This window comes from Rhodococcus jostii NBRC 16295 (assembly GCF_001894825.1).
GTDB classification, from domain to species: Bacteria; Actinomycetota; Actinomycetes; order Mycobacteriales; family Mycobacteriaceae; genus Rhodococcus_F; species Rhodococcus_F jostii.
This window is the reverse complement of record NZ_BCWY01000066.1, coordinates 1-23,295: the sequence shown is the minus strand read 5'-3', so window position 1 is coordinate 23,295 and position 23,295 is coordinate 1. Positions and strand designations below refer to the sequence as shown.

The window sequence follows — 23,295 nt, the reverse complement described above, 5'->3', positions numbered from 1 at the left end:
GTTATTTCGCGACGTCGACGACCACCCTGGTCGGACCGGACAGGGTCGACACCGTGAACGGGCGATCCGGCTGTGTGACGCCGATGAACGACTGGGTGACGCCTTCGAACACGAGCGCGCCGTTGACCTCCGTCACCGTCCCGCCGGGAACCCCGGGCACCGGGTTCGGGCCCGAATACCCCTCCACGTCGCTGTCGAACGGGTACGCCGAACCGTCGATCTGCACCTGCAGGATGCCGTTGCCCGCCACCGGGATCGTCTTGCCGCTGCCGTCCTGGACGGCCTCGTCCACGTACTGCACCCGCCAGCCCGGTGTGCCCTTGCCGCCCAGTTCGTACACCACGCGGTCGAATCCGTCGTGCTCGCCCACGCGGACGTCGGTGACCGTGAGCTTCGCCGCGTCGGACGCCGCGGACGACTTCGGGGAGGCGTCGGTCGGGATCGGCGCCGTCTCGGGTTCGAGGGCGCTGCTCGTGGTGGCCGCGGCCGGTGACGTCGCCGCCACACTGCTGGCGGAGTTCGACTCCGAGCATCCGGAGAGCGTCAGGGCAGCCAGCGAGCAGGCGGTGAACACGGCGAAGGGACCGATCCGGTGGTTGATCATGCTCCGATCGTAAGCCGGAGCCGATCAGAGGCGCGGGAGCCCGCCGCGTGGCGTCGCGATCGCGTCCAGGTACAGCCAGTCGCCGTCCTCCCGGACGAATCGGCTGTTCTCGTGCAGCGATTCGCGCCGGCCGTCCAGCACGTAGTGCGCGCGGAACTCGACGGTGCCGGTGGTGTCGAGCAGTCCGCCGGCCGTCGTGCCCAGGATGTCCAGGCGGGTCCACCGCTGATCGGGATCGAGTTCCAGAGTCCCGGGCCGGGTGCTCGGATGCCACGTCGCGAGTAGGTAGTCGGCATCCAGGACGGCGAATGCGCTGAACCGCGATCGCATGAGACGCTCGGCCGTGGGCGCCTTCGCCTCGCCGCGGTGGTACCTCCCGCAGCACTCGTCGTACGGTTCACCGAGCAGGCAGGGGCATCGAACGGTCACGGTCCCAGTATGGCCGCCGCTCACACGAGCTTGTGGGCGCGGTCCTTCCAGTACGGTGCGCGCAGTTCCCGTTTGAGGATCTTGCCGGTGGGGTTGCGTGGCATGAGGTCGACGACGTCGACCGTCGTCGGGCACTTGAACTTCGCCAGCCGCTGACGGGTGTAGTGGATCAGCTCGTCCGGTTCGATACTCGTCCCCGCCACGGGCACGACGACGGCCTTCACGGTCTCGCCCCAGTGGTCGTCCGGAACGCCGATCACCGCCACCTCGGCCACGGCCGGGTGCTCGACCAGCACCCGTTCGATCTCGGGCGAGTAGACGTTCTCACCGCCGGTGATGATCATGTCCTTCAGCCGGTCCTCGATGAACACGAAACCGTGGGCGTCCGCCCGGCCCATGTCGCCGCTGCGCAACCAGCCGTCGGCCGTGACGGCCTCTGCCGTCGCCTCGGGCTTGCCGAGGTACCCGGGCGTGCGCTGCTCCGTTCGCCACCACAGTTCCCCCGTCTCGCCGGGGGAGACGTCCTCGGTGGTGGCCGGGTCCACGATGCGCATCTCGACACCGGGGATGGGCTGCCCGGCCGACGCCATCCTCGCCTCCTGCGCCTCGTCGCGGTGCACCTCCGGAAGTAGGGCGGTGACCACCCCCGCGCACTCGGTCATTCCGTAGACCTGGACGAACTCCGTCTCCGGCCAGGCGGCGAGCGCGCTGCGCAGCAACGGCAACGGCATCGGTGCGGCGCCGTATGTGATGCGATGCAGCGCAGCGAACGCGGCCACCGCCCGCTCGCCCGCGGCGAGCACTCCGGCGATCACCGGCGGCACGAGGAACGCGATGTTCGCGCCCGCCGCGAGACCGGCGAACAGGGACGGTGCGTCGGCCTCCCGGGTGAAATGGCATCGGGCGCCGGCGTGCACACCCATGATCGCGTAGCAACTCCCGCCGACGTGGAACAGCGGCATGGCGACGAGGAGGCAGTCGTCGTGGCGCGCGGGCAGGATGTCGAGCACGGCGTTGCTGTGGGCGATCAGGTTGCGGTGGGTCAGCTGTACGCCCTTGGGCCTGCCTGTGGTTCCCGAGCTGTAGAGGATCAGCGCGGTGGCGTCGACGGCCACCTCCGGCGCCGACGCCAGGACGGACGCCTCGGCGAGCCACGGCTCGAACTCGTCGTGCTCCCCGCCGACGGTGACGATCTGCTCGATACCGGTCAACCGGTCGCGCAGCGCCATGACCTGTTGGAGGAACTCGTTGCCCACGAACAGGATTCGTGCGCGGGAATCGTTGATCACGTAGTCGAGTTCCTCGCCGGCCAGTCGCCAGTTCGGGACCGCGGCCGCCGCGCCGAGGAGGGAGGCGGCATAGGTGACCTCGAGGCAGGACAGGTGGTTCTTGTCGACGAACGCGACGGTGTCACCCTGCCCGATTCCGCCTTCCGCCAAGGCTCCCGCGACGTGCAGGATCCGATCGTGCCAGCCGGACCACGTGTATTCGGTGCCCTGGAACTGCACGGCGACGTCGTCCGGGCGGACCTGCGCCCAGTGCGCGAGTCGGTCGAAGATGATCTCGTTGTCGGCGTCCGACATGCGCCCACCTCTCGTCTGTGACGTCAGTCACATCAGGCTAGTAGCCGGTGATCCGATCAGTGACGTTTTGCCTCACGCGGCCGAACTGCTTCGGCTCTGTGCGTCCGCGCGTCGCAGCGCGGCGGTGCCGATGGCGCCGACCACGATCAGAGTGATGCCCAGCCAGTCGGGGTCGTTGTCGGTGACGAGCATCGCGATCCCCACGCCGACCACGAACGGCGGCAGGAAGTCGAACAGTTTGACGAGGGGCGGTGGCACCTCCTCCGGTTCTCCGGGCTCCCGCGGCGCCTGCGCGCTCGCGACGTCCGGATACCACTCGGTGAAGGAGAGGGCGAAGAGCAACGCCCCGATCGGGATGATCCAGCCCGTCCAGAAATTGTCCGGCTGGTCGAGGACCAGGTCGCCGTAGAGCCCGGACGCCGCCGATACCGTGAAGGACAGTGCCCACACCAGCGTGATGAGCTGGTTGACCTTGAGGAACAGCGGCGAGGTCCAATACTCCTCGGGTGTCGTCTCTTTCGCGTACGGGAGAGTGAACGGATTGCGCAGCAGCAGCGAGCCGAACGCGAACGCGACCAGCGCCAGGCTCGACATCTCGCCCGACCACTTCTCCAGCCACGTGATCAGGTCGTCGGAGGCGAACAGTCCGATCACGGCGAGGCAGCCGAAATAGAGGATGTCGAACACTTCGAGGGGTTTGAGGGTTCCGCCGCGGCGGTGGCCGAGGACTAGGAACAGGATCGACAAGCCGAGTGCGGTCGCGACCGATTCCTCGAACCGTCCGGGGCCGGACAGCAGCGACATCACGATCCACGGCGCGAGGCCGGCGAACGGTGATTGCAGGAACGCGTCGAGGAACCGCGATCCCGCCCGGGGTGTGGGGGGTTCGATGGCCATGAGGCTTCTCCTTCGCACCGGCGATACCGGAATTCTCCCAGTTCGGCTATGCCGTCGTGGGCGTTTCCGCGCCGGTCTCCGTGTCCGAGATCACGGCCTCGCAGACCGAAGATCAGGGTGGTCCCTGATGGCGGGCAGTCGCGGGTGTCGACAAGATGGAGGAGTGCACCGCGCGTGCACCGTCCCGGCCCGTCACCACGGGGCCGGACCGCCACAAGAGGAATGACGAAAGGCGATCATGAGCACGCATGCCCACGCTGTCGCTGCCCGTGCTGTCGAGCTGTCCAAGACGTACGGCACCGGCGACACCCAGGTCCACGCGCTCAGCGCGGTATCCGCGGAGTTCGCCCGTGGTGAGTTCACCGCGATCATGGGTCCGTCCGGTTCCGGCAAGTCGACGCTGATGCACTGCCTGGCCGGCCTCGACTCGGCCAGTTCGGGTTCGGTCCTCATCGGCGACACCGAGCTGACGACGCTGACCGACAAGCAGATGACACAGCTGCGCCGCGACCGGATCGGCTTCGTGTTCCAGGCGTTCAACCTGGTGCCGACGCTGACGGCCATCGAGAACATCACCCTGCCGCTGGACATCGCGGGCCGTAAGCCGGACGCCGCGTGGCTCGAGAACGTGCTCACCAAGCTCGGACTGCAGGACCGTCTCGAGCACCGCCCCGGTGAACTGTCCGGCGGTCAGCAGCAGCGGGTGGCGTGTGCCCGCGCGCTGGCCGGGCAGCCGGAGATCATCTTCGGCGACGAGCCGACGGGCAATCTCGACTCGAAGTCCTCGGGTGAGGTGCTGTCGATCCTGCGGGCAGCGGTCGACGAGTTCCACCAGACCGTCGTCATCGTCACGCACGATCCCCGCGCGGCGGCGTACGCCGACCGGGTGGTCTTCCTCGCCGACGGCAAGATCGTCGACGAACTGCGCGAGCCGACGGCCGATTCGGTCCTCGACACGATGAAGCGACTCGACGAGCCCGCCCACGCCCTCGCGTCCGACGCGGCGGTCTGACCGCATGGCGTCCACATCCAGCGCTCCGATGCGCAAGGTGTCGCTGCGCAACCTGGCGGCACACAAGGTCCGGCTGGCCCTGACGGTGCTGTCCGTGGTGCTCGGCACCGCATTCGTCGCCGGTTCCTTCGTCTTCACCGACACTCTTCAGAAGACGTTCGACTCGATCTTCGAGAACACCGCGCAAGGCGTCGACGTCCGGGTCTCGACCGAGGAGCGCAACTCCAGCGGAGTTCCGCTCGCCGACATCGACACCATCACCGCGCTCGACGGAGTGCGCGCGGTGGCACCGTCCGTCAGCGGGCAGATCGTCCTCATCGACTCCGACGGCGCCGCCGTCCAGACCGGGGGTGCGCCGAGCATCGGCGAGTCGTACCTGCCGCCGGGCCAGGCTCTCGGTGAACCCGACGAGTACCTGCAGGGCGCACCGCCCGCGCAGGTCGGTCAGATCGCCGTCAACGCGAGTGCCGCCGAACGGGCGCATCTGGCGGTCGGCGACACCACCAAGGTCCTCGTGCCCGCACGAGGAATGATCGACGTGACCGTCTCCGGCATCTACGACACCGGCAACGAGACCGGTGGATTCATCGGCGCCACGTTCGTCGACTCGCAGGCCCGCGAACTGTTCACCGACGGCAAGCACGTCGAGTACATCGACGTGGCCGGCACCGGCCTCTCCCAGTCCGAGCTGCGCGACGAGATCGCCACGGCCCTCCCCGACGTGAAGGTCCAGACCGGCGACGAGGTGCGCGAGGAGACCAAGGCGCAGGTGACGGAGGCGCTGAGCTTCATCAACTACTTCCTCCTCGCGTTCGGTGCGATCGCCCTGCTCGTCGGCACGTTCATCATCTACAACACGTTCTCGATGATCGTCGCGCAGCGGCTGCGCGAACTGGCGCTGCTCCGAGCGATCGGCGCCAGCCGCAAGCAGGTAGGACGCTCCGTGGTCTTCGAGGCCCTCGTGGTCGGCGTCATCGGCAGTGCGATCGGTATCGCCGCCGGCGTCGGACTCGCCTACGGACTGCGGGCACTGCTGAACGCGTTCGACGTCGGACTGCCCGAGGGCCCCCTCCAGGTGGGGCCGCGCACGATCCTCATCGCCCTCGTCGTCGGTGTCGTGGTGACGACGGTCAGCGCGTACGCACCCGCCCGCCGCGCGTCCAAGGTTCCGCCGGTCGCCGCCATGCGCGAAGAATTCGCATCCACCGGGGACTCGTTGCACCTACGCACCATCGCCGGCGCCGTGCTCGGTGTTCTCGGTGTCGTCGGACTCGTGATCGGCTCCCGCGGCACGGGTGGCGGTGCGGCCGCCGTCGTCGGTGCCGGCGCACTCGGTCTGATCCTGGCCGTCCTGTTCGCCGCTCCCGCGCTGTCCCGGCCGATCGTCGGGGCGCTCGGTGCGGTGCTGGCAAAGCCGTTCGGTTCGGTCGGGCGCCTCGCCCGCACCAATGCGGTGCGGAATCCGCGCCGCACCGCCGCCACCGCGTTCGCACTGACGCTGGGTCTGATGCTCGTGTCCGTGATCGGCGTGTTCGGTGCGTCCGCGAAGGCCAGCGTCAACCAGCTCGTCGACTCGGGTGTGTCCGCCGACTACGTGCTCACCGGTCCCAATCAGATCGGAGTGCCCAGCGGCGCGGCGCGGGCCGTGCGGAACCTCGACGATGTGCAGAGCGCCGTCGCCCTGCACCCGGTGTCGGTGACGGTCGACGACGAGCAGCAGCAGGGTGCGTCGCTGGACGGACCGCTCGACGGGGTCCTCGACTACAAGCTCGTCGAGGGCGGTGCCGACCTGACCGGCAACCACCTCATCGTGTCGCAGACGACGGCCGCGAAGAAGGGCTGGACGCTCGGGACGACGGTCCCGATGACGAGCGCCGACGGGAAGGTCGTCGACGCCGAGGTGACGGGTGTGTTCGAGGACAACCAGCTGGTGGGTGACTGGCTCGTGTCGGACGAGGTGTACCGCCAGGTCATGCCCGCCGCGACAATCCCCGATCTGGCGGTCCTCATCGACGCGAAACCGGGCACCGACCAGGCACAGCTGCGCACCGACCTCGAATCGGCGACCAAGCAGTTCGTCGTGGTGCAGGTCCAGGACCGGGACCAGTTCAAGGGAACGCAGGGTCAGCAGATCGACACGCTGCTCGCGATCCTCTACGGCCTGCTCGCCCTCGCCGTCGTGATCGCGATCCTCGGCATCATCAACACCCTCGCGCTGTCGGTGGTGGAACGCCGGCGGGAGATCGGCATGCTCCGCGCGGTCGGAATGCAGCGGTCCCAGATGCGTCGCACGATCTACCTGGAGTCGATGCTCATCGCGGTGTTCGGCGCGGCCGTCGGAGTGCTGCTCGGCATCGCGTTCGGCTGGGGCTTCGTGAGCACCCTGAAAGATCAGGGGCTCGACCAGGTGACGGTGCCGTGGGGGCAGGTCGTCGCGATGCTCCTCGGATCCGGTGTGGTGGGTGTGCTCGCGGCCCTGTGGCCGGCGAGCCGCGCCGCCCGCACCCGGCCGCTGGAGGCCATCGCCGACCTCTGACCCGTGAGTACTTGTCAACCGCGGGCGGTTAATAAGTACTCACGGGCGCGAAGCGCATAATGTGGTCGCGTGCAGAGAATTGTGATAGTCGGAGCGGGCCTGGCCGGTCTGCGTACCGCCGAGGAACTCCGGCGGGCCGGATACGACGGCGACCTGGTTCTTCTCGGCGGTGAACCGCACCTTCCCTACGATCGCCCGCCGCTGTCGAAGGAAGTGATGCGCGGGGAGAAGAGCGACACCACCCTCAAGCCGCGTGAGTTCTTCGACGAGAAGAACATCGAACTGCGTCTCGGTGTCGAGGCGGCGTCGGTGGACACGGAATCCCGCATCCTGAGACTCGCCGACGGCGCCGAACTCGGCTATGACGAACTGGTGATCGCCACCGGTCTCGTGCCGCGTCGGATCCCGGGACTGCCGGACCTCGCCGGCGTCCACGTCCTCCGTTCCATCGACGAGAGCCTGGCGCTGCGCGGGGATCTCGCCGAGGGCAAGCGCGCACTGATCGTCGGGGCGGGGTTCATCGGCTGCGAACTGGCGGCGAGCATGCGGGCCGGCGGCCTCGACGTGGTGCTGGTGGAGCCGCAGCCGACGCCGCTGGCGTCCGTGCTCGGCGAGAAGATCGGAGGCCTCGTCGCCCGCCTGCATGCCAACGAGGGGGTCGACCTCCGGGCCGGGGTGGGACTCACCTCGCTGGTGGGTACCGACCGGGTCACGGGGGCCGTTCTCGGTGACGGAAGCGAGGTGGAGGTCGACGTCGTCGCGATCGGTGTCGGCTCGGTGCCGGTCACCGCGTGGCTCGACGGCTCGGGTGTCGAACTGGACAACGGTGTGGTGTGCGACGGCGTGGGACGCACGGCGGTCCCGCACGTGTGGGCGGTCGGGGACGTGGCCGCATGGCAGTTGCAGGTGGGCGGGCGCAAGCGCGTCGAACACTGGAGCAATGCGGGCGAGCAGGCCAAGATTCTCGCCGGCGCGCTGACCGGGACCGGCGACGAGAATCCCGCCGCGCAGGTGCCGTACTTCTGGAGCGACCAGTACGACGTCAAGATCCAGGCGCTCGGCACGGTCGCGGCCACCGACGAGGTGCACGTGATCAAGGACGACGGCCGCAAGTTCCTCGCCTACTACGAGCGGGACGGCATCCTGGCCGGTGTCGTCGGCGGCGGAATGGCCGGGGGCGTCATGAAGATGCGGGGCAAGATCGCGGCGGGAACTCCGATCGCCGAGGTCCTCGAGGCCGCGTCGGCGTAGGGCGCCGGGCGGCGGCGCGATAGATTCTCCGGGTGATTGTTGCGCTCATCGACTCGGGTCTCGGCATGCTGCCGACGGCGGCGTGGCTGCGCAAGTTGCGACCCGACCTGAATCTGATTCTCGCTCTGGATCCGGACGGGGCCCCGTGGGGTCCCAAGCCGGAACAGTGGGTGATCGACCGTGTTCTCGCGACCGTGCAGCGCAGCCTCGACCGCGGTGCCGAGGTGATCGTGCTGCCGTGCAACACGGCGAGCGTCACCGCGCTCGACCACGTCCGGGAGTTCGTCGGACCGCAGGTTCCTGTGATCGGCACGGTCCCGGCGATCAAGCCGGCGGCCGCCGCCTGTCCGTCCGTGGCCGTCTGGGCGACCGCGGCGACGACGGCGAGCCGGTACCAGGCCGATCTGATCGAGAAGTTCGGCAACGGCAGCTCCGTGGTGGGTGTCGCGTGCCACGGTCTCGCCGAGGCCATCGACCGCGGCGAGCGGGACGCTGCCACCGCGGCCATCGCCTCTGCCGTGGAGCGCACACCCCGCGACGTCGGCGGGGTGGTGCTGGGCTGCACCCATTACCCGCTGGTGGCCGACGAGATCGCGGCGCAGCTCCCTGCCGGGGTGCGGCTGTTCGACAGCGCGGAGGCGGTCGCGGCGCAGACCCTCCGCCGCATCGATGCGCTGAACCGTCCGAGCACGGGGGAGGGCGCCGTCGAGGTGTTCCTCAGCGGCAGGCCCGGACGTCTGCCTGCGAGCGCGGAGGCGTTTCCCGCCGGTCAGCTGCTCTCGGCGGGACGTGCTCAGCCGAGCTGAACCATCCCGGCCGCCACTACCCGTGCGACGTTGTCGAGTTCCTCGCCGTGCCGCCTCGGCAGGTCGTCGAGGTCGTGCAGGCGGTCGTTGCCCGCGACGGAGAACATCGCGGCCACCCATGCCGTCGCGCATGCCCGGAGGGTTCCGGGTTGCACGGGATACGGCGAACTGGCCTGGAGTAGTCGCTCGGTGATGTCGCTGAGGTAGTCGCGGAACCGCCGCAGGTGGGCGCGGACGTCCGGGTGGGTCTCGGCCTCACGCCAGATGATCACGCGCATCACCGACGAGTGGTGATCGCGCAGATTCAGGGCGGCGTCGAGGTTCACGAGGCTGGCGGCGGGGTCGCCCGGGGTCACCAGGGGGCTCACGTCGCCGAAGGGTTCGGTCGGCAGTCTTTCGGAGAGCAGCGCCAGGAGGATATCGGTCTTGGTGGGGAAGTAGTAGAACACCAGTCCTTTCGGGACGTGCGCGGCAGAGGCGATCGATGCGGTGGACGTGGCATCGAATCCGTGTACGGCGATGAGGGATTCGGCGGCGTCGAGAATCAGTTCCCGGGCGTCGCCGTCGATCTTCGCGCTGCGCCGCCGCCGGCCTTTCCGCGGTTGGGGGCCACCGGGCTTACCGAGATGAGGTGCTGGCATGGGCCTTTCCGGACGTGAACGGCGGGGCGCAGGCCGTAAGCCTGCGCCCCGCCCGAATCGGATGTTCTCGGTGCTGATGGTTCACAGATCAGTGATGTGTCGCCAACCCTCCGTGTCCGTGCATCCGGGAACTCATCACCGGCATTCCTGTGACAGCCACGACGACTGTCAGTACACCGACGACCCATGCGGTCCATGACGCGCCCGTGAATGCGTCGAAGTTCATCACCCACGGGGAGAGGAACAACAGCACTCCGAAGACGGCCATCGCATACTCGGCCACAGTCATCTCCGGGCGGCTCATGTGGACGAGACCGGAGAGGGCCACCAGCACACCGAGCACGATGAGTGACCACATCGCGGCGTTGTTGGTGTCGAGCCACAGCGGCGAGAGTGCCGCGAAGGCGCCGATCACGATCGCCACCACATCTTGCATACGACTCCACGATCTCATGTCCAACCTCCTCGAAAGCGGATTGTGTCCACCTCGAGTACACGCCTGATTGACCGCCCGATCAATACTTGCACCGTTGCATTCGGATAACGTGAACCGCAGGTCAGAGCATGTTTCGTGACCTTGGCCCCGTTCGTCGGGTCGACTGTCGGTCTCGTGTGGGACAGTGCGTTCGTGACTTCCATTGCAGACGACGTGAAGCGCGCACTCGCGGAGTTGTCGAACGAGACCGACGCCGTGAATCTGGCACGATTCTTCAAGACCGGTCCGGGGGAGTACGGGGAGGGCGACGTCTTCATCGGCGTGCGAGTTCCCGCGACGCGCAGCGTTGTTCGCGCACATCCCGATCTGGATCTGCCGGAGGTTACGGTGCTGCTCGACAGTCCCGTGCACGAGCACCGGCTGGCGGGGCTACTGGTGCTCGTTGCGCAGTTCGACCGGGCGAGCAAGGCCGGCGACGACGGCCTGCGCGAGAAGATCGCGTCCTTCTACCTCGACCTGGTGATGCGCGGGCGGGTGAACAACTGGGACCTGGTGGATGCGTCTTCCGACCGGATCCTGGGCGCGTGGCTGTACGACCGGCCGCGAGATCTGGTGTTCGACCTGGCCGCCGACGACGACCTCTGGCGGCGGCGCGTCGCGCTGCTCGCCACGTTCGGATTCATCCGGCACGGCGACGCGTCCACGACGCTCGAGGTGGCGGAGCGTGTTCTCGGTGACCGCCGCGACCTCACCCAGAAGGCGACCGGCTGGATGTTGCGTGAGGTCGGCAAGCGGGTGGACCGTGGCCTCCTCACTGGTTTCCTCGACCGGCACGCCGCGGCGATGGGCCGCACCGCCCTGACGTACGCGTGCGAGCATCTGACCGCGGAGGAGCGTGCGGGTTACCGCGCGATGCGGTGACCGGATTCCCGCTACATTCGGTGGCGTGACTGCTCCCGCTCCCACTCGTCGCCGGCGTCGTCTCGGGTGGGTCCTCGCAGCGGTCGCGGCAATGATCGCCGTTGCGGCGGGAGGGGTGCTGTGGCTGGCGCCGGACCGCTACCTGCCGTGGGACACCGCGGACTTCCCCGCCGTCGACACGACCGCATTGTCGCCGCAGCAGGCGAGAATCGTCGGACTGCTCGAAACCGAGCACGGGAGGCAGCGGCCGGGAACCTTCTTCTCCGAGGGGGTCGAGGAACCCTGGTGCGCGGACTTCGTCAGCTGGATCATGCGGGAGGCCGGGCAGCCGTTGTCGAATCCGAATTCCGGGCACTGGCGGATTCCCGGTGTCTACACGCTGCGGGAGTACTACGAGTCGCAGTCCCGGTTCGAGCAGGTCGGTGCCGGATATCGCCCGACCGTGGGGGACGTGGTGCTCTACGACAACAGTAGCTGGGTCGGCCAGCACACCAACATCGTCGTCGCCGTCGACGGAGACACGGCTACGACGGTCGGCGGCAACGAGTTCGGGCGCATCAGGGTCCACACCGTGGACTGGTCGACCGACTCCGCGGTCGTCGGGTTCGGCCGACTCGGGTGAGGTGCCTCAGAATTCGATCTTGAGGTGGTCGGTGACCGGCCGGGCCTGGCAGCCCAGGATGTAACCGCTCTCGATGTCCTCGGGGTCCAGGATCTCGCTGTTCTCCATCTCGACCTTGCCCTCGAGCACGGTGCACGCGCACGACCCGCACTCGCCTTCCTGGCAGGAGTAGGGCACGTCGATTCCCTCGGCCAGCATGATGTCGACGAGGGTCTGCTTGCGCGGCCAGCTCAGGTTGTGGATCTCGCCGTCGAGTTCCACCTCCACGGTGGCGGCGTCGGCGGCCTCGTCCTCGGTGACCTCCACGACGTCGGCGTCGCGGAACGGGTCACCGGCGAGGGAGTTGAACACTTCGGCGTGAACCTGGCTGCGCGGCATCCCGGCGTCGGCGAGAGCCTTGTGGATCGTGTCCATGAACGGCGCCGGCCCGCACATGAATGCTTCGTGCCCGAGGTAGGGCGCAACGGCGGAGGCGAGCTGATCGACACCGGGCAGGCCCTGGACCGTCTCGAGCCAGTGGATGGACACGAGGCGCGATGGATACCGGCCCGCGAGGGCGCGGAGTTCCTCCGCGAAGATGACGGACTTCTCGTCGCGGTTGGCGTAGAGGAGGACGACCTTGCCGGACCCCTCGGTGAGGGCGGCCTTGAGGATCGAGATCACCGGGGTGATCCCACTGCCCGCGGCGAACAGCAGGAAGTCGTGGTCCAGTGACTTGGGGGTGAACACACCCGACGGGGGGAGGACCTCGAGGGTGTCGCCGACGGCGACGTTGTCGCAGAGCCAGTTGGACCCGTAGCCCTCGGCCGTCCGCTTGACGGTGACCTTGGGGGCGCCGTCGGTGAACGGTGAGCTGGCCAGGGAGTAGCACCGGGCGACCGAGCCCGTGCGGTCGCTGGGTATGCGCAGGGTGAGGAACTGTCCCGGCTTGTACGCGAACTTGTCGGCGAGTTCTGCCGGGACGTCGAAGACCAGCGACAGGGAGTCGGGGGTTTCCTCGACCACGCCCGAGACGGTGAGCACCACCGATCGTGTGCTGTGCGGCACCTCGACAGTCGTCATCGTGTGTGCAGTCCTTCCGTACCTCGCGGCGCCGGAACGCTCGCTTGCCTGCTCCAAATATAGAACAGGTTCTAGTTTTTGCCTAGCGGGTGGACTCCGCGCGGAATGGACAGCGTATCGAGTGCCGCCCCCTCCGGTTCGTCCCGGCCGCACCTGTCCGTTCGGGCAGTTTGTGCCCCGCGGTCGGACGGTTCGGCCCCGCAGGTCTGTGACTCGAGCCCGAACTGCGTCACAGTGATTCTCAGGTGAGACGCCGATCACATCGTCAGTGTCACCTTCCACAACCTTTCAGATCCGACATCGACTAATCGAGGAGACGGCCATGGCCATCGAGCTCAACCAGATCTGGGACTTCCCCATCAAGGAATTCCACCCGTTCCCGCGGGCGCTGATGGGAGTGGGCGCCCACGACATCATCGGTGTCGAGGCGAAGAACCTCGGATTCAAGAGGACCCTGCTCATGACCACCGGCCTGCGCGGCTCGGGCATCATCGAGGAACTGGTCGGCAAGATCGAGTACCAGGGCGTCGAGGTCGTGCTCTACGACAAGGTCGAGTCGAACCCCAAGGACTACAACGTCATGGAGGCGGCCGCGCTCTACCAGAAGGAGAAGTGCGACTCGATCATCTCCGTCGGCGGTGGCTCGAGTCACGACGCTGCGAAGGGCGCCCGCGTGGTGGTAGCGCACGACGGCCGCAACATCAACGAGTTCGAGGGATTCGCGAAGTCCACCAACAAGGAGAACCCGCCGCACATCGCCGTATCCACCACGGCCGGTACGGGTTCGGAGACGTCCTGGGCGTACGTCATCACCGACACCTCGGACATGAACAACCCGCACAAGTGGGTGGGATTCGACGAGGCGACCATCGTGACCCTCGCGATCGACGACCCGCTGCTGTATTACACCTGCCCCCAGCACTTCACGGCGTACTGCGGATTCGACGTTCTCGCGCACGGCAGTGAGCCGTACGTGTCGCGTCTCGACTTCGCGCCGTCGCTCGGCAATGCGATCTACTCGGTGGAACTGGTCGCGAAGAACCTGCGGGAGGCCGTGTTCGAGCCGCGTAACCTGAAGGCCCGCGAGGGAATGATGAACGCGCAGTACATCGCCGGCCAGGCATTCAACTCCGGCGGCCTGGGCATCGTGCACTCGATCTCGCACGCGGTCAGCGCGTTCTTCGACAGCCACCACGGATTGAACAACGCCATCGCCCTGCCCCGCGTCTGGGAGTACAACCTGCCCTCTCGGTACGAGCGCTACGCGCAGCTGGCCGGAGCGCTGGGAGTCGACACCCGCAACCTCACCACGGTGCAGGCCGCGGACGCGGCGGTCGAGGCGGCCATCCGCCTGGCGAAGGACGTCGGCATTCCGGACAACTTCGGTCAGGTGCGCACCGACTCGTACGAGAAGAACCAGATGAACACCAAGAAGTACGAGGGTCGCGGTGACACCATCCGGGGCGACGAGAAGACCGTGCGTGCGATCTCCGAGCACATTCAGGGCGACTGGTGCACGCCGGGCAACCCGCGCGAGGTGACGGTCGACTCGATGATCCCCGTCGTCGACCACGCCATCAACCGCGCGTACTGACCCGCACCACCGAAACTCGCGTCCGGGGTGGGCGCCACACCCCAGCCCGGCCCCGCCCCGGATGCGTTCCCACCATCGACTCTGCTGACGAAGGACGGATGCCCCGATCATGACTGCACCGCACACGGCCCCGGAACCGGTGGACATCACCTTCGCCGACGGCGCGGAACTGAAGGAGGCGCTGCGCGAGGTCGACTACATCGCCTCCGACGAGTTCGCGGTGGTCGTCCACCTGGCGACCGCGCTCGAACGTCCGCTGCTGCTGGAGGGGCCGGCCGGCGTCGGCAAGACGGAGCTGGCGAAGTCGCTGGCCGCGGCCGCGGGGCGCAAGCTCGTTCGCCTGCAGTGCTACGAAGGTCTCGACGACAACCGGGCGCTGTACGAATGGGACTACGCCAAGCAGCTGTTGCATGTGCAGATGTTGCGCGACCGCATCGGTGAACAGATGGCCGGGTTCGACGACATCGCCGACGCGTCGAAGTTCCTGGCGGCCCAGGATTTCGGGCTGTATTCGGAGAAGTTCCTGTCGGTGCGTCCCCTGCTCGAGGCGATCCTGTCGCCGGAACCGGTGGTGCTGCTCGTCGACGAGGTGGACCGCACCGAGGAGTCGATGGAAGCGTTGCTCCTCGAAGTTCTCGCGGAGCGGCAGGTCACCATTCCCGAAGTGGGGACGTTCACCGCGCGCTCGGCGCCCTGGGTGATCTTGACGTCCAACGACACTCGGGAACTGTCGCCCGCACTCAAGCGCCGGTGCCTGCACTACCATCTCGGATATCCCACACCGCAGCGTGAGCGGGACATTGTGACGGCCAGGGCGCCCGAGGTCGAGGATGCCGTCGCGGCGGATGTCGTGGATCTGGCGCGCACGCTGCGGCAGTTGCCGCTCCGCAAGAGCCCGTCGATCGCGGAGGTCATCGACGCGGCCCGTGCCGCCGTGGTCCTGAAGTCGACGGGGGTGGCCGTGAGTTCGCAGGCCTCGGTCCGCGACATCCTGCTGACCGCCCTGCTCAAGTACACCAGCGACGTTCAACTGGCCCGCACCCGACTGAACGGCGACGAGCCTGTCGCTGCAGCCGACGAGGCGCCGGCGTCCGGCGCGCCGGCGGAGCGCGCGACGGTGGCGTCGCGGCCCGCCAACACCACGACCGCCGTCTTCCGCGGGCACGGTGGCCGCGACCGCGGCGGCATCGGCGCGGGCCGGCAGGGCAGGCGCTGACCATGCTCCGCCCGCTGCCCGACCCTGCTCCGTCGCTTCCCGGGCAACTCCTCGACGTTCTCGCCGCGTCGTTCGGAAAGGTGTTGCGCCGCTACGGCGTCGCCGCCTCACCTGCCGAGGTCATCGAGGTTCGCCGGGTATTCGGCCTGGTCGGTGGCCGGGACCTGCCCACGCTGCGGGCGTCGTTGCGTGCGGCGTGCGCGAAGTACACGTACGAGCAGCCGGGCTTCGAGAGTGCCTTCGACGTCTTCTTCGGTGCGGTCGCCGACGCGACGCCCGATTCGCATCGGCCGTCCCGGGTCGAGTTCGCGGAGGGACTTCCGGACGCACTGGAGGTGGCGGACAACGGGGACACCGCGCGATACGCGGAATACAACGAGCGCGCCGCCGAGGTGGGCGACCACTTCGACACCCCCGAGGCGGAGAAGGGTTTCAACCCGCACAAGGACGACGACGATGTCAGCATGACATCGAGCGACGCCGATCTGTCCGTCGATTCGGAAGCCGACTCCGGTCGCCGGGGCGTCACGTACACGGTCGAGGTCGAGCGGGCGGCGAGTACTGCCGTCGGTGACCTGGCGTCGTCCACGAGCGGTGCCGTCGTCGGATCGCTGTCCTGGGACGACCCGGAGTCGATCCTCGCGTGGCTCGACGCGTACGACCCGAGCAAGGTCTACTCCGATTCCGACGGAGCCGAACCCCTCACCGCCGCCCAGCTGAACCGGCTGGCGGAGGCCGTGGAGGCCTTCGTCGGCGCTTTGGCGGATGCCCGGGAACTGACGGCGGGACACCCGGCGGCACCGGCGGCGCCCGCGAGCGGATCGGGCTCGGCGACGTCACGCGCAGAGGTGAATCAGGCCTGCTACGAGGTACTTCGGCGGATGCGGGGCCCGTCACGTCCGCGCCCGCGCGAACTGGCGAACGGCCGGCTCGACATGCGTCGGACCGTCCGCGCGAGCCTGCGGACCGACGGCGTGCCGTTCCATCTCATGGTGCGGGCGCCGCGTCCGGACCGCGTGCGGGTGCTGATCCTGGCGGATGTGTCGCTGTCGGTACGACCCGTCACCGCGTTCACACTCCGGTTGGCGCAGGCCATGCACCGCCGCGCGAGCCGGTGCCAGGTGCTGGCATTCGTGGATCGGCCCGTCGACGTCACGGACACCCTCCTCGCCGGGGCGGACGACGACGCATTGGCGTCCGTCCTCGCCGACCCTCGAATCGATCTGGAGGCGAGCAGCGACTACGGCCGGGTGTTCTCCGACGTGCTGACCGAGTTCGGCACCGACGTGAACTCCCGCACCTCGGTCGTGGTCGTCGGGGACGGGCGGTGCAACGGACTGCCGCCCGGCGTCGACGAGTTCGCCGAGCTACGGCGCAAGGTCCACCGGCTGGCGTGGATCACGCCGGAACCCGAGCGGTACTGGAACCAGGCGTCGTGCGCGATGCCGGACTATGCCGAGATCTGCGATCGCGTCGTCGTTGCGCGTGATGCCGCCCAGTTGATGTCCCGCGCCGCCGAGCTGGGCCACGCGCTGCGGTGAATCTCGTCCACCTACCCGATCGGGTAGGTACCGAGCCTGTCCTTCGGTGGGTGTGGGAGCGGCTCCCCGCCCGTAGGGTCTAGGCCAGAGTCTTGTAATCTGGATCACATCCGAGCAGGTGCCGGGAGGAGTGTCCGTGTCCGTGTCCGTTCCGTCCACCCGCACCACCGCGCCGGGCAGGCTGGTCAAATTCCACGCACCCGAGATCGTGTTCGGTATCGGGTCGATGGTCGAGGCGGCGCACGCCGTTCTCCGCCTCGGCGGGGCGCGGCCGATGCTCGTCACCGATCCGGGCCTGATCGACGCCGGCTGGGCGTCCGAACTGCAGGATCAGCTTCGCGAACAGGGCCTCACCCCCGTCGTGTGGAGCGCGTTGACACCCAACCCCAAGGACCACGAGATCGCGGCCGGGCACGACGCGTATCGCGAGGGGGAATGCGACGTCCTCGTCGCGCTGGGCGGCGGCTCCGTCATCGACGCGACGAAGGGCATCGCGGTGCTCGCCGCGAACGGGGGCAACATCCTCGACTACGAGGGAGTCGACCAGGCGACCAGTCCGATCCCGCCGCTGGTGATGGTGCCGTCCACGTCCGGCACCGGCGCCGACGTGTCGCAGTTCTGCATCGTCACCGACACGAGGCGCGGCACCAAGATCACCATCATCGGCCGGGCGCTCGTGCCGGACGTGACCGTGATCGACCCCCGTCTGCTCACCACCATGCCGGAGTGGCTCAACGCCGCCACCGGACTGGACGCGCTCACCCACGGCATCGAGGCGTTCGTGTCGCTGGCGCACAACCCGCTCACCGACCACCATGCGCTGCGCGCCGTCGGCCTGGTCACCGACACCCTCGTCCGCACCATCGAGGAGCCGATGGAGATGGAGTCGCGCGCCGTCATGGCCCAGGCGAGCCTCGAAGCCGGCCTCGCGTTCACCAATGCCATTCTCGGCGCCGCGCACGCGATGAGCCATCAGGTCGGGGGACTGCTCGACCTGCCGCACGGCGTCATCAACGGCATCCTTCTCCCGCACGTGATCCGGTTCAACGCCACCGACGACGCCACCCCGTTCGTCGCCATCGCCGCCGCACTCGGTCTGGAGGAGCGTCGCGCAACGCCGGAGGAGGCGGCGCTCGCGGTAGCGGATCGCGTGGAGCGCCTTGCCCGTGAGGTCGGCGTTCCGAAAGGTCTGGGGCAGTTGGGGGTTCGAGAGAGCGATCTGGCGCGCCTGGCCGAGTTCGCCCTCCGCGACGCGTGTATGTCGACCAATCCGCGCACGGCGACACAGGAGCAGATGGTGGCACTGTTCCGGTCTGCGCTGTGAGCAGATGAACGCCCCCGATCTGTCGACTCTCACCGGACTGCGGTCCGGGAAACCGACCTTCTACCCCCAGTACCGCGGCGCCGCCGAGCGTCTCGAACGCGTCGTCCACGCGCTCGAGCTCATCTCCCGGGCACTCGTCCGCACCGTGGACGGCCCCGAGACCCTCATCTGCGCGGTCGCCGAGGCGGCGCGGGCACACCTGGACGCGCAGTGGGTCGCGTTCGCCCTCGCCGACGGCATGCTGCCCGACGCCGGGCCCCGTCGCCTCGTGCTCGGCCCGGACGCGACGCCGTTCCTCGTCGACAACGTGGAGGGACCGCCGCTGCCGGACGAGGTCGTGACGTGTCTGGCCGACATCCGGTCCGCGCGTACCGGCGGCGCTCCCGTCATCGACGCGCACCACGCCTTCGTGCCGATCGTCCTCGAAGGCGGCGTCGTCGGAGCCTTCGCCGCGTGGACCGCGGAGCAGCGCACCCTCGACACCACCGACGGCGCGGTCCTCAGCATCCTCGCGAGCCAGACCGCGGTGGCCCTGCAGAATTCGGCGCTGTACCAGCGGGGCCAGCTACTGCTCGAGCGGGCCGAGCACGCGTACTCGGAGGCACGCCGCACCGCCTCGGATCTCGCGGTGCGCAACGCCGAACTCGAATCCACCCAGCGTCAACTCGGGGCGGCCCACCGGCATCAGGTGCTCGACGAGGAACGGCACCGGATCGCGCGCGAACTCCACGACAGCGTCACCCAGGCGGTGTTGTCGGCGGGCATGCAGATCGAGGTGTGCCGCAGCGGGGTTCCGGACGACGAACGCAGCGAACGGCTGGATCTGGCAAAGGAATTGACGCGCCGCGCGGTGGAGCAGTTGCGTTCCGCCATCTACGCGCTCAATCATTCCGGCGGTTCCGACCGGACATCGCTCCCGGAGATGCTCGAGCAACTCGGGGTGGTGCACATGCCCGACGAACTCGAGGTCACCGTCCGCGTCGGCGGCACACCGGCGGAGTTGTCCAGCGACCGCGAACATGCGCTGCTGCGGATCGCCGGCGAGGCGCTGTTCAACGCCGCGGTGCACGCCAACGCGACCCGCGCCGTCCTGCGGCTCACGTATTCGGAGGACTCGGTGCTGCTGTCCGTCGCCGACGACGGAGACGGCGATCCCAAGCGCATGCGCCTGATGCTGCGGATGGCAGCGAACAACGACCTCGACGGGCACCACCGCGGGTTGGCCAACATGCAGGCCCGCGCCGCCGAGTTGGGTGGCACCCTCGACGTGGCGCGGGCCAGGATCGGCGGGGTCCGGGTCGCTGCCCGGATTCCGCTCCATTCCGACAGTGAGGTGGACCGATGACCATACGAACCTCGGTGCGTGACCAGACCGGCACCGTGCGCCCCACCGAGGTGGTGAAACTCGTGCTCGTCGACGACCACGCGATCCTCCGTCAGGGTCTGCGCTCCGTCCTCGAGCGGGAACCGGATCTCGAGGTGGTGGGGGAGGCGTCGTCGAGTCAGGAGGCGCTGGGCGTCGTCGAGCGCGTCGCACCGGATGTCGTGCTGATGGATCTGAAGCTGTCCGCGGCCTCCGACTACGAGGGACTGGCACTGTGCGCGCAGTTGTCCGCCGCCGACAGCACGTTGGGTCTGCTCGTGCTCACGACGTTTCTCGACGAGCAACTCGTCGTCCGCGCCATTCACGCCGGTGCCCGCGGCTACGTGGTCAAGGACGTCGACACCACCGAACTGGTGCGCGCCATCCGCGCCGTGTCCCGCGGTGAGAGCGCCTTCGACTCGCGCAGCGCCTCCGCGGTGATCCGCTCACTCAACGGTCAGACGACGCCGCGTGAAGGGCTCACCGAGCGCGAACTGGAGGTCCTGCAACTCCTCGCCAAGGGGTTGTCGAACGCGAAGATCGGTGAGCGACTGTTCATCTCGGCGACAACGGTGAAGTTCCACGTCAGCAACATCATGCGCAAACTGGACGTCAGTCGGCGTGCGGAGGCCGTGTACGAGGCGGGCAAGCTCGGTCTGATCTGATCCGGCACCGTCGCGAACCGGCGTAGCGTTCCCATCATGGCTGCGATCTCGGTGGAGAATCTCGTCAAGACGTTCGGGCCGACCCGCGCACTCGACGGCCTCGACCTCGAGGTGGGGACGGGGGAGGTGCACGGATTCCTCGGTCCCAACGGGTCCGGTAAGTCGACGACCATCCGGGTGCTGCTCGGACTGCTGCGCGCGGATTCCGGCAATGCCCGTCTCCTGGGCGGCGACCCGTGGCGCGACTCCGTGTCGTTGCACCGTCGGCTCGCCTACGTTCCCGGCGACGTGAACCTGTGGTCCAATCTCACCGGGGGCGAGGCGATCGACCTCCTCGCGGGACTGCGCGGCGGGCTGGACGAATCCCGGCGCGCGGAACTTCTCGAGCGGTTCGAACTCGATCCGACGAAGAAGGCGCGCACCTACTCGAAAGGCAACCGGCAGAAGGTCGCGCTGGTGGCCGCGTTCGCGTCGGACGTCGAACTGTACGTGCTCGACGAACCGACGTCGGGGCTGGATCCGTTGATGGAGTCGGTGTTCCAGGATTGCGTCGAGGAGATGTCCGACGCGGGGAAGACGGTCCTGCTGTCGAGTCACATCCTCGCGGAGGTCGAGGCACTGTGCGATCGGGTGAGCATCATCCGCGAGGGCAGGACCGTGGAGACCGGCACCCTCACCGAACTGCGTCACCTCACGCGGACGTCGATCACCGCCGAGACGCAGCGCCCGGTGACCGGACTGGAGGCCGTCGAGGGCGTGCACGACGTGCGGGTCGACGGCGCGCACACCCGGTGCGAAGCGGACACCAGTGCGATCGACGGTGTGCTGCGTCACCTGCTGTCGTTCGGGATCACGTCGCTGACGTCGACGCCGCCGACGCTGGAAGAGTTGTTCCTGCGGCACTACGGCGACGAACTGGCCCGCGAGGGCGAGAACCACCGGCGGGCCGAGTCCGGGACGCGGGCACTGTGAGCACGGTGACGGCGCCGGGGTCGACCGGGCGGGGTCAGTTCGCGGGAACCGTCCGGCTCGTGCGGCTCGCCCTGCGCCGCGACCGCATCCCGTTGCCGGTGTGGTTGCTCGCTCTCGCTGCGCTGCAGTCGTTCTCGGCATCGAGTGTGCTGGGTTTGTATCCGACGGAGCCCGACCTGCGCAGTTTCGCGATGGCGACTGCAGCGTCGCCGGTCGCGCTGGCCACCAACGGTCTCGTGTCGGGATACAGCGCCGGGGCCGTGCTCGCCTGTCAGATCGTCATGCCGATGTCGCTGGCTGCCGCCCTGATGACCACCCTGCTGGTGGTGCGGCACACCCGTCAGAACGAGGAGACCGGCCGCGCCGAACTCGTCGAGGCCGCCGTCGTCGGCCGGAAGTCACTACTCACCGCGGCCCTGGTGGTCGCCGTCGGTGCCAACCTGACTCTCGGACTGCTCAACGTCGTTGTCTTGACGGCGGCGGGTCTGCCGCTGGACGGGTCGGCGGCCCTCGGCGCGGCGGTGGCGGGGGCAGGCATCGCGTTCGCGGCGATCGCCGCGGTCACCGCGCAGGTGACGGACAGTGCGCGCACCGCAAACGGACTGGCCGGTGCGGCGCTCGGCGTGGCATTCCTGGTGCGCGCGGTGGGCGACATGACGGGCACGGTGACGGACAACGGCACCCGGGTGGTGAGTGGCTGGACGACGTGGATGTCGCCGATCGGCTGGGCCGAGCAGGTCCGCCCCTACGACGACAACGCCTGGTGGGTGCTGGGGCTGCCTGCCGTCTTCGCACTCGTGGTCGGCTCCGTCGGCTTCGTCCTCACCGAACACCGGGACGTCGGCTCGGGGCTCGTACCGACCCGCCCGGGACCCGCCCGGGCGTCCCGTTCGTTGCCGACGGCGGTCGGATCGGCGTGGCGGATACAACGGACGATCCTGTTCTGGTGGGCCTTCGGGATCGCAATCCTCGCCGTGGTGTACGGCGCGATCGCCGACCAGATCGACGACTTCCTCGGCGAAGGCGAACAGGTTGCCGACATGATGGAACAGCTCGGTGGCGGCACGACGAACATGGTCGACGCCTACTTCGCCGCCATCTTCGGCATGATGGCGATCGCGGTGGCCGGCTACACCGTGCAGGCTCTGCTGCGGATGCGCGGTGAAGAATCGGCAGGTCGGCTCGAACCTGTTCTCGCGACAGCGGTCTCGCGTCCGCGATGGATGCTCGCGCACGTCGGCCTGGTCACCACGGGCATCGTCGTCCTGCAGGTGCTGACCGGGGCGGCCACCGGACTCGCCTACGGCCTGGTGACCGACGGCGTGCCGGAAAAGGTCGTGAATCTCACCGGGGCCGCCCTCGTCTTCGTGCCCGCGATCCTGGTCGTCGCGGCACTGGTGGTTTTGTCGTTCGGCGGTATCCCGGCCTGGTCGGCCGGGCTCTCCTGGGGCGTGCTCGCGCTCTGCCTGATCTTCGGACTTCTCGGACCACTACTCGGGCTACCCCAGGCCGTGCGTGAGCTGTCGCCGTTCACGCACGTCCCTGCAGTACCCGCCGCGGACGTCACGATCGCTCCACTCATGTGGCTCATTGTGTTCGCCGTCGTAGTCGGTGCGGTGGGAGTGGTCCTCTTCCGTCGGCGGGACCTCACGAACTCGTAGGCGGGGTTGATCTGATGGCCCCAGGTTGCTGGAATCGAACAAAGTTTCGAACCGCCTTGGGGGAGGTTGGTTGTGGGGGAATTGATGGCACCGGATTTGGACGAGTTGCGGGCGTTCACCGCGCGGCTGCGGTGCGTCGAGGCCGGTGGGGATGCGGGC

General features: G+C 68.4%; 20 protein-coding genes and 1 pseudogene. 14 read left to right on the top strand and 7 right to left on the bottom strand.

All coding sequences use genetic code 11. The features are described 5' to 3' along the window. Position 1: 1 nt before the first annotated feature. The 4 genes and pseudogenes from RJ1_RS31870 to RJ1_RS31855 form a co-directional block, all read right to left on the bottom strand. Positions 2–604, bottom strand: a complete 603-nt coding sequence (locus tag RJ1_RS31870) for an AMIN-like domain-containing (lipo)protein (RefSeq protein ID WP_073366487.1) — start codon at positions 602–604, stop codon at positions 2–4. A gap of 24 nt (positions 605–628) precedes the next feature. Next, positions 629–1,057, bottom strand: coding sequence for a YchJ family protein (locus RJ1_RS31865; protein ID WP_073366486.1), 429 nt, complete (start codon positions 1,055–1,057; stop codon positions 629–631). After that, complete coding sequence (locus RJ1_RS31860; protein ID WP_073366485.1) at positions 1,054–2,616, bottom strand: long-chain-fatty-acid--CoA ligase; 1,563 nt, start codon at positions 2,614–2,616, stop codon at positions 1,054–1,056. Before RJ1_RS31860 ends, RJ1_RS31865 begins: the two co-directional genes overlap by 4 nt. Positions 2,617–2,688: 72 nt before the next feature. After that, positions 2,689–3,538, bottom strand: a pseudogene (locus RJ1_RS31855) (DUF3159 domain-containing protein). Positions 3,539–3,751: 213 nt separating this feature from the next. Here RJ1_RS31855 and RJ1_RS31850 point away from each other — a divergent pair. From RJ1_RS31850 to RJ1_RS31835, 4 genes are all read left to right on the top strand, one after another. Next, complete coding sequence (locus RJ1_RS31850) at positions 3,752–4,525, top strand: ABC transporter ATP-binding protein (RefSeq protein ID WP_073366483.1); 774 nt, start codon at positions 3,752–3,754, stop codon at positions 4,523–4,525. 4 nt (positions 4,526–4,529) lie between these two features. Further along, positions 4,530–7,061, top strand: a complete 2,532-nt coding sequence (locus RJ1_RS31845) for an ABC transporter permease (protein WP_073366482.1) — start codon at positions 4,530–4,532, stop codon at positions 7,059–7,061. A gap of 69 nt (positions 7,062–7,130) precedes the next feature. Next, positions 7,131–8,312: an NAD(P)/FAD-dependent oxidoreductase gene (locus RJ1_RS31840; protein WP_240319963.1), complete on the top strand. Its 1,182-nt coding sequence runs from the start codon at positions 7,131–7,133 to the stop codon at positions 8,310–8,312. 32 nt (positions 8,313–8,344) lie between these two features. Continuing rightward, positions 8,345–9,118 (top strand): glutamate racemase, encoded by a 774-nt coding sequence (locus RJ1_RS31835; protein WP_073366480.1) that lies wholly within the window; start codon positions 8,345–8,347, stop codon positions 9,116–9,118. Here the strand turns inward: RJ1_RS31835 and RJ1_RS31830 are convergent. Both RJ1_RS31830 and RJ1_RS31825 read right to left on the bottom strand, forming a co-directional pair. Further along, entirely contained in the window at positions 9,106–9,759 is a 654-nt protein-coding gene (locus tag RJ1_RS31830; protein ID WP_073366479.1) for a TetR/AcrR family transcriptional regulator, read from the bottom strand. The genes RJ1_RS31835 and RJ1_RS31830 overlap by 13 nt on opposite strands. Positions 9,760–9,847: 88 nt before the next feature. Beyond that, a complete protein-coding gene (locus RJ1_RS31825; protein ID WP_073366478.1) occupies positions 9,848–10,213 on the bottom strand; it encodes an SPW repeat domain-containing protein in 366 nt (121 codons plus the stop codon). Positions 10,214–10,387: 174 nt separating this feature from the next. On the opposite strand from RJ1_RS31825, the gene RJ1_RS31820 reads away from it, so the two are divergent. Further along, positions 10,388–11,116 carry a DNA alkylation repair protein gene (locus RJ1_RS31820; RefSeq protein ID WP_073366491.1) on the top strand — a complete coding sequence of 243 codons (729 nt, stop codon included), beginning with the start codon at positions 10,388–10,390 and terminating at the stop codon, positions 11,114–11,116. Between the two features lie 25 nt (positions 11,117–11,141). Continuing rightward, positions 11,142–11,738 (top strand): CHAP domain-containing protein, encoded by a 597-nt coding sequence (locus RJ1_RS31815; RefSeq protein WP_073366477.1) that lies wholly within the window; start codon positions 11,142–11,144, stop codon positions 11,736–11,738. Positions 11,739–11,744: 6 nt separating this feature from the next. Here RJ1_RS31815 and RJ1_RS31810 read toward each other — a convergent pair whose 3' ends face one another. Continuing rightward, on the bottom strand, positions 11,745–12,800 hold the full coding sequence (locus RJ1_RS31810; RefSeq protein WP_073366476.1) for a ferredoxin--NADP reductase: 1,056 nt from the start codon (positions 12,798–12,800) through the stop codon (positions 11,745–11,747). Positions 12,801–13,122: 322 nt separating this feature from the next. Between RJ1_RS31810 and mdo the strand changes: the two genes are divergently transcribed. The 8 genes from mdo (at position 13,123) to RJ1_RS31770 (ending at position 23,136) form a co-directional block, all read left to right on the top strand. After that, positions 13,123–14,394, top strand: a complete 1,272-nt coding sequence (gene mdo, locus RJ1_RS31805; RefSeq protein ID WP_073366475.1) for an NDMA-dependent methanol dehydrogenase — start codon at positions 13,123–13,125, stop codon at positions 14,392–14,394. A gap of 109 nt (positions 14,395–14,503) precedes the next feature. Then, positions 14,504–15,610, top strand: a complete 1,107-nt coding sequence (locus tag RJ1_RS31800) for a MadB family AAA-type ATPase (RefSeq protein ID WP_073366474.1) — start codon at positions 14,504–14,506, stop codon at positions 15,608–15,610. A gap of 2 nt (positions 15,611–15,612) precedes the next feature. Then, positions 15,613–17,151 carry a MadC family VWA domain-containing protein gene (gene madC, locus RJ1_RS31795; RefSeq protein WP_073366473.1) on the top strand — a complete coding sequence of 513 codons (1,539 nt, stop codon included), beginning with the start codon at positions 15,613–15,615 and terminating at the stop codon, positions 17,149–17,151. Between the two features lie 136 nt (positions 17,152–17,287). Then, positions 17,288–18,475 carry an iron-containing alcohol dehydrogenase gene (locus tag RJ1_RS31790; RefSeq protein ID WP_073366490.1) on the top strand — a complete coding sequence of 396 codons (1,188 nt, stop codon included), beginning with the start codon at positions 17,288–17,290 and terminating at the stop codon, positions 18,473–18,475. 4 nt (positions 18,476–18,479) lie between these two features. Continuing rightward, complete coding sequence (locus RJ1_RS31785) at positions 18,480–19,820, top strand: MadS family sensor histidine kinase (RefSeq protein WP_073366472.1); 1,341 nt, start codon at positions 18,480–18,482, stop codon at positions 19,818–19,820. Next, complete coding sequence (locus tag RJ1_RS31780; RefSeq protein WP_073366471.1) at positions 19,817–20,503, top strand: MadR family response regulator transcription factor; 687 nt, start codon at positions 19,817–19,819, stop codon at positions 20,501–20,503. Before RJ1_RS31785 ends, RJ1_RS31780 begins: the two co-directional genes overlap by 4 nt. 36 nt (positions 20,504–20,539) lie before the next feature. After that, positions 20,540–21,475 carry an ABC transporter ATP-binding protein gene (locus tag RJ1_RS31775; RefSeq protein WP_073366470.1) on the top strand — a complete coding sequence of 312 codons (936 nt, stop codon included), beginning with the start codon at positions 20,540–20,542 and terminating at the stop codon, positions 21,473–21,475. After that, the gene (locus tag RJ1_RS31770; RefSeq protein ID WP_073366469.1) at positions 21,472–23,136 is read left to right on the top strand and encodes an ABC transporter permease; all 1,665 of its coding nucleotides are present in this window, start codon (positions 21,472–21,474) and stop codon (positions 23,134–23,136) included. Before RJ1_RS31775 ends, RJ1_RS31770 begins: the two co-directional genes overlap by 4 nt. The last annotated feature ends 159 nt before the right edge of the window (positions 23,137–23,295 follow it).

Coding starts and splice junctions, on each gene's coding strand:
- RJ1_RS31830 (WP_073366479.1), bottom strand. CDS start 9,759: ATGCCAGCACCTCATCTCGGTAAGCCCGGTGGCCCCCAACCGCGGAAA.
- RJ1_RS31825 (WP_073366478.1), bottom strand. CDS start 10,213: ATGAGATCGTGGAGTCGTATGCAAGATGTGGTGGCGATCGTGATCGGC.
- RJ1_RS31870 (WP_073366487.1), bottom strand. CDS start 604: ATGATCAACCACCGGATCGGTCCCTTCGCCGTGTTCACCGCCTGCTCG.
- RJ1_RS31860 (WP_073366485.1), bottom strand. CDS start 2,616: ATGTCGGACGCCGACAACGAGATCATCTTCGACCGACTCGCGCACTGG.
- RJ1_RS31810 (WP_073366476.1), bottom strand. CDS start 12,800: ATGACGACTGTCGAGGTGCCGCACAGCACACGATCGGTGGTGCTCACC.
- madC (WP_073366473.1), top strand. CDS start 15,613: ATGCTCCGCCCGCTGCCCGACCCTGCTCCGTCGCTTCCCGGGCAACTC.
- RJ1_RS31775 (WP_073366470.1), top strand. CDS start 20,540: ATGGCTGCGATCTCGGTGGAGAATCTCGTCAAGACGTTCGGGCCGACC.
- RJ1_RS31785 (WP_073366472.1), top strand. CDS start 18,480: ATGAACGCCCCCGATCTGTCGACTCTCACCGGACTGCGGTCCGGGAAA.
- RJ1_RS31780 (WP_073366471.1), top strand. CDS start 19,817: ATGACCATACGAACCTCGGTGCGTGACCAGACCGGCACCGTGCGCCCC.
- RJ1_RS31845 (WP_073366482.1), top strand. CDS start 4,530: ATGGCGTCCACATCCAGCGCTCCGATGCGCAAGGTGTCGCTGCGCAAC.
- mdo (WP_073366475.1), top strand. CDS start 13,123: ATGGCCATCGAGCTCAACCAGATCTGGGACTTCCCCATCAAGGAATTC.
- RJ1_RS31850 (WP_073366483.1), top strand. CDS start 3,752: ATGAGCACGCATGCCCACGCTGTCGCTGCCCGTGCTGTCGAGCTGTCC.
- RJ1_RS31800 (WP_073366474.1), top strand. CDS start 14,504: ATGACTGCACCGCACACGGCCCCGGAACCGGTGGACATCACCTTCGCC.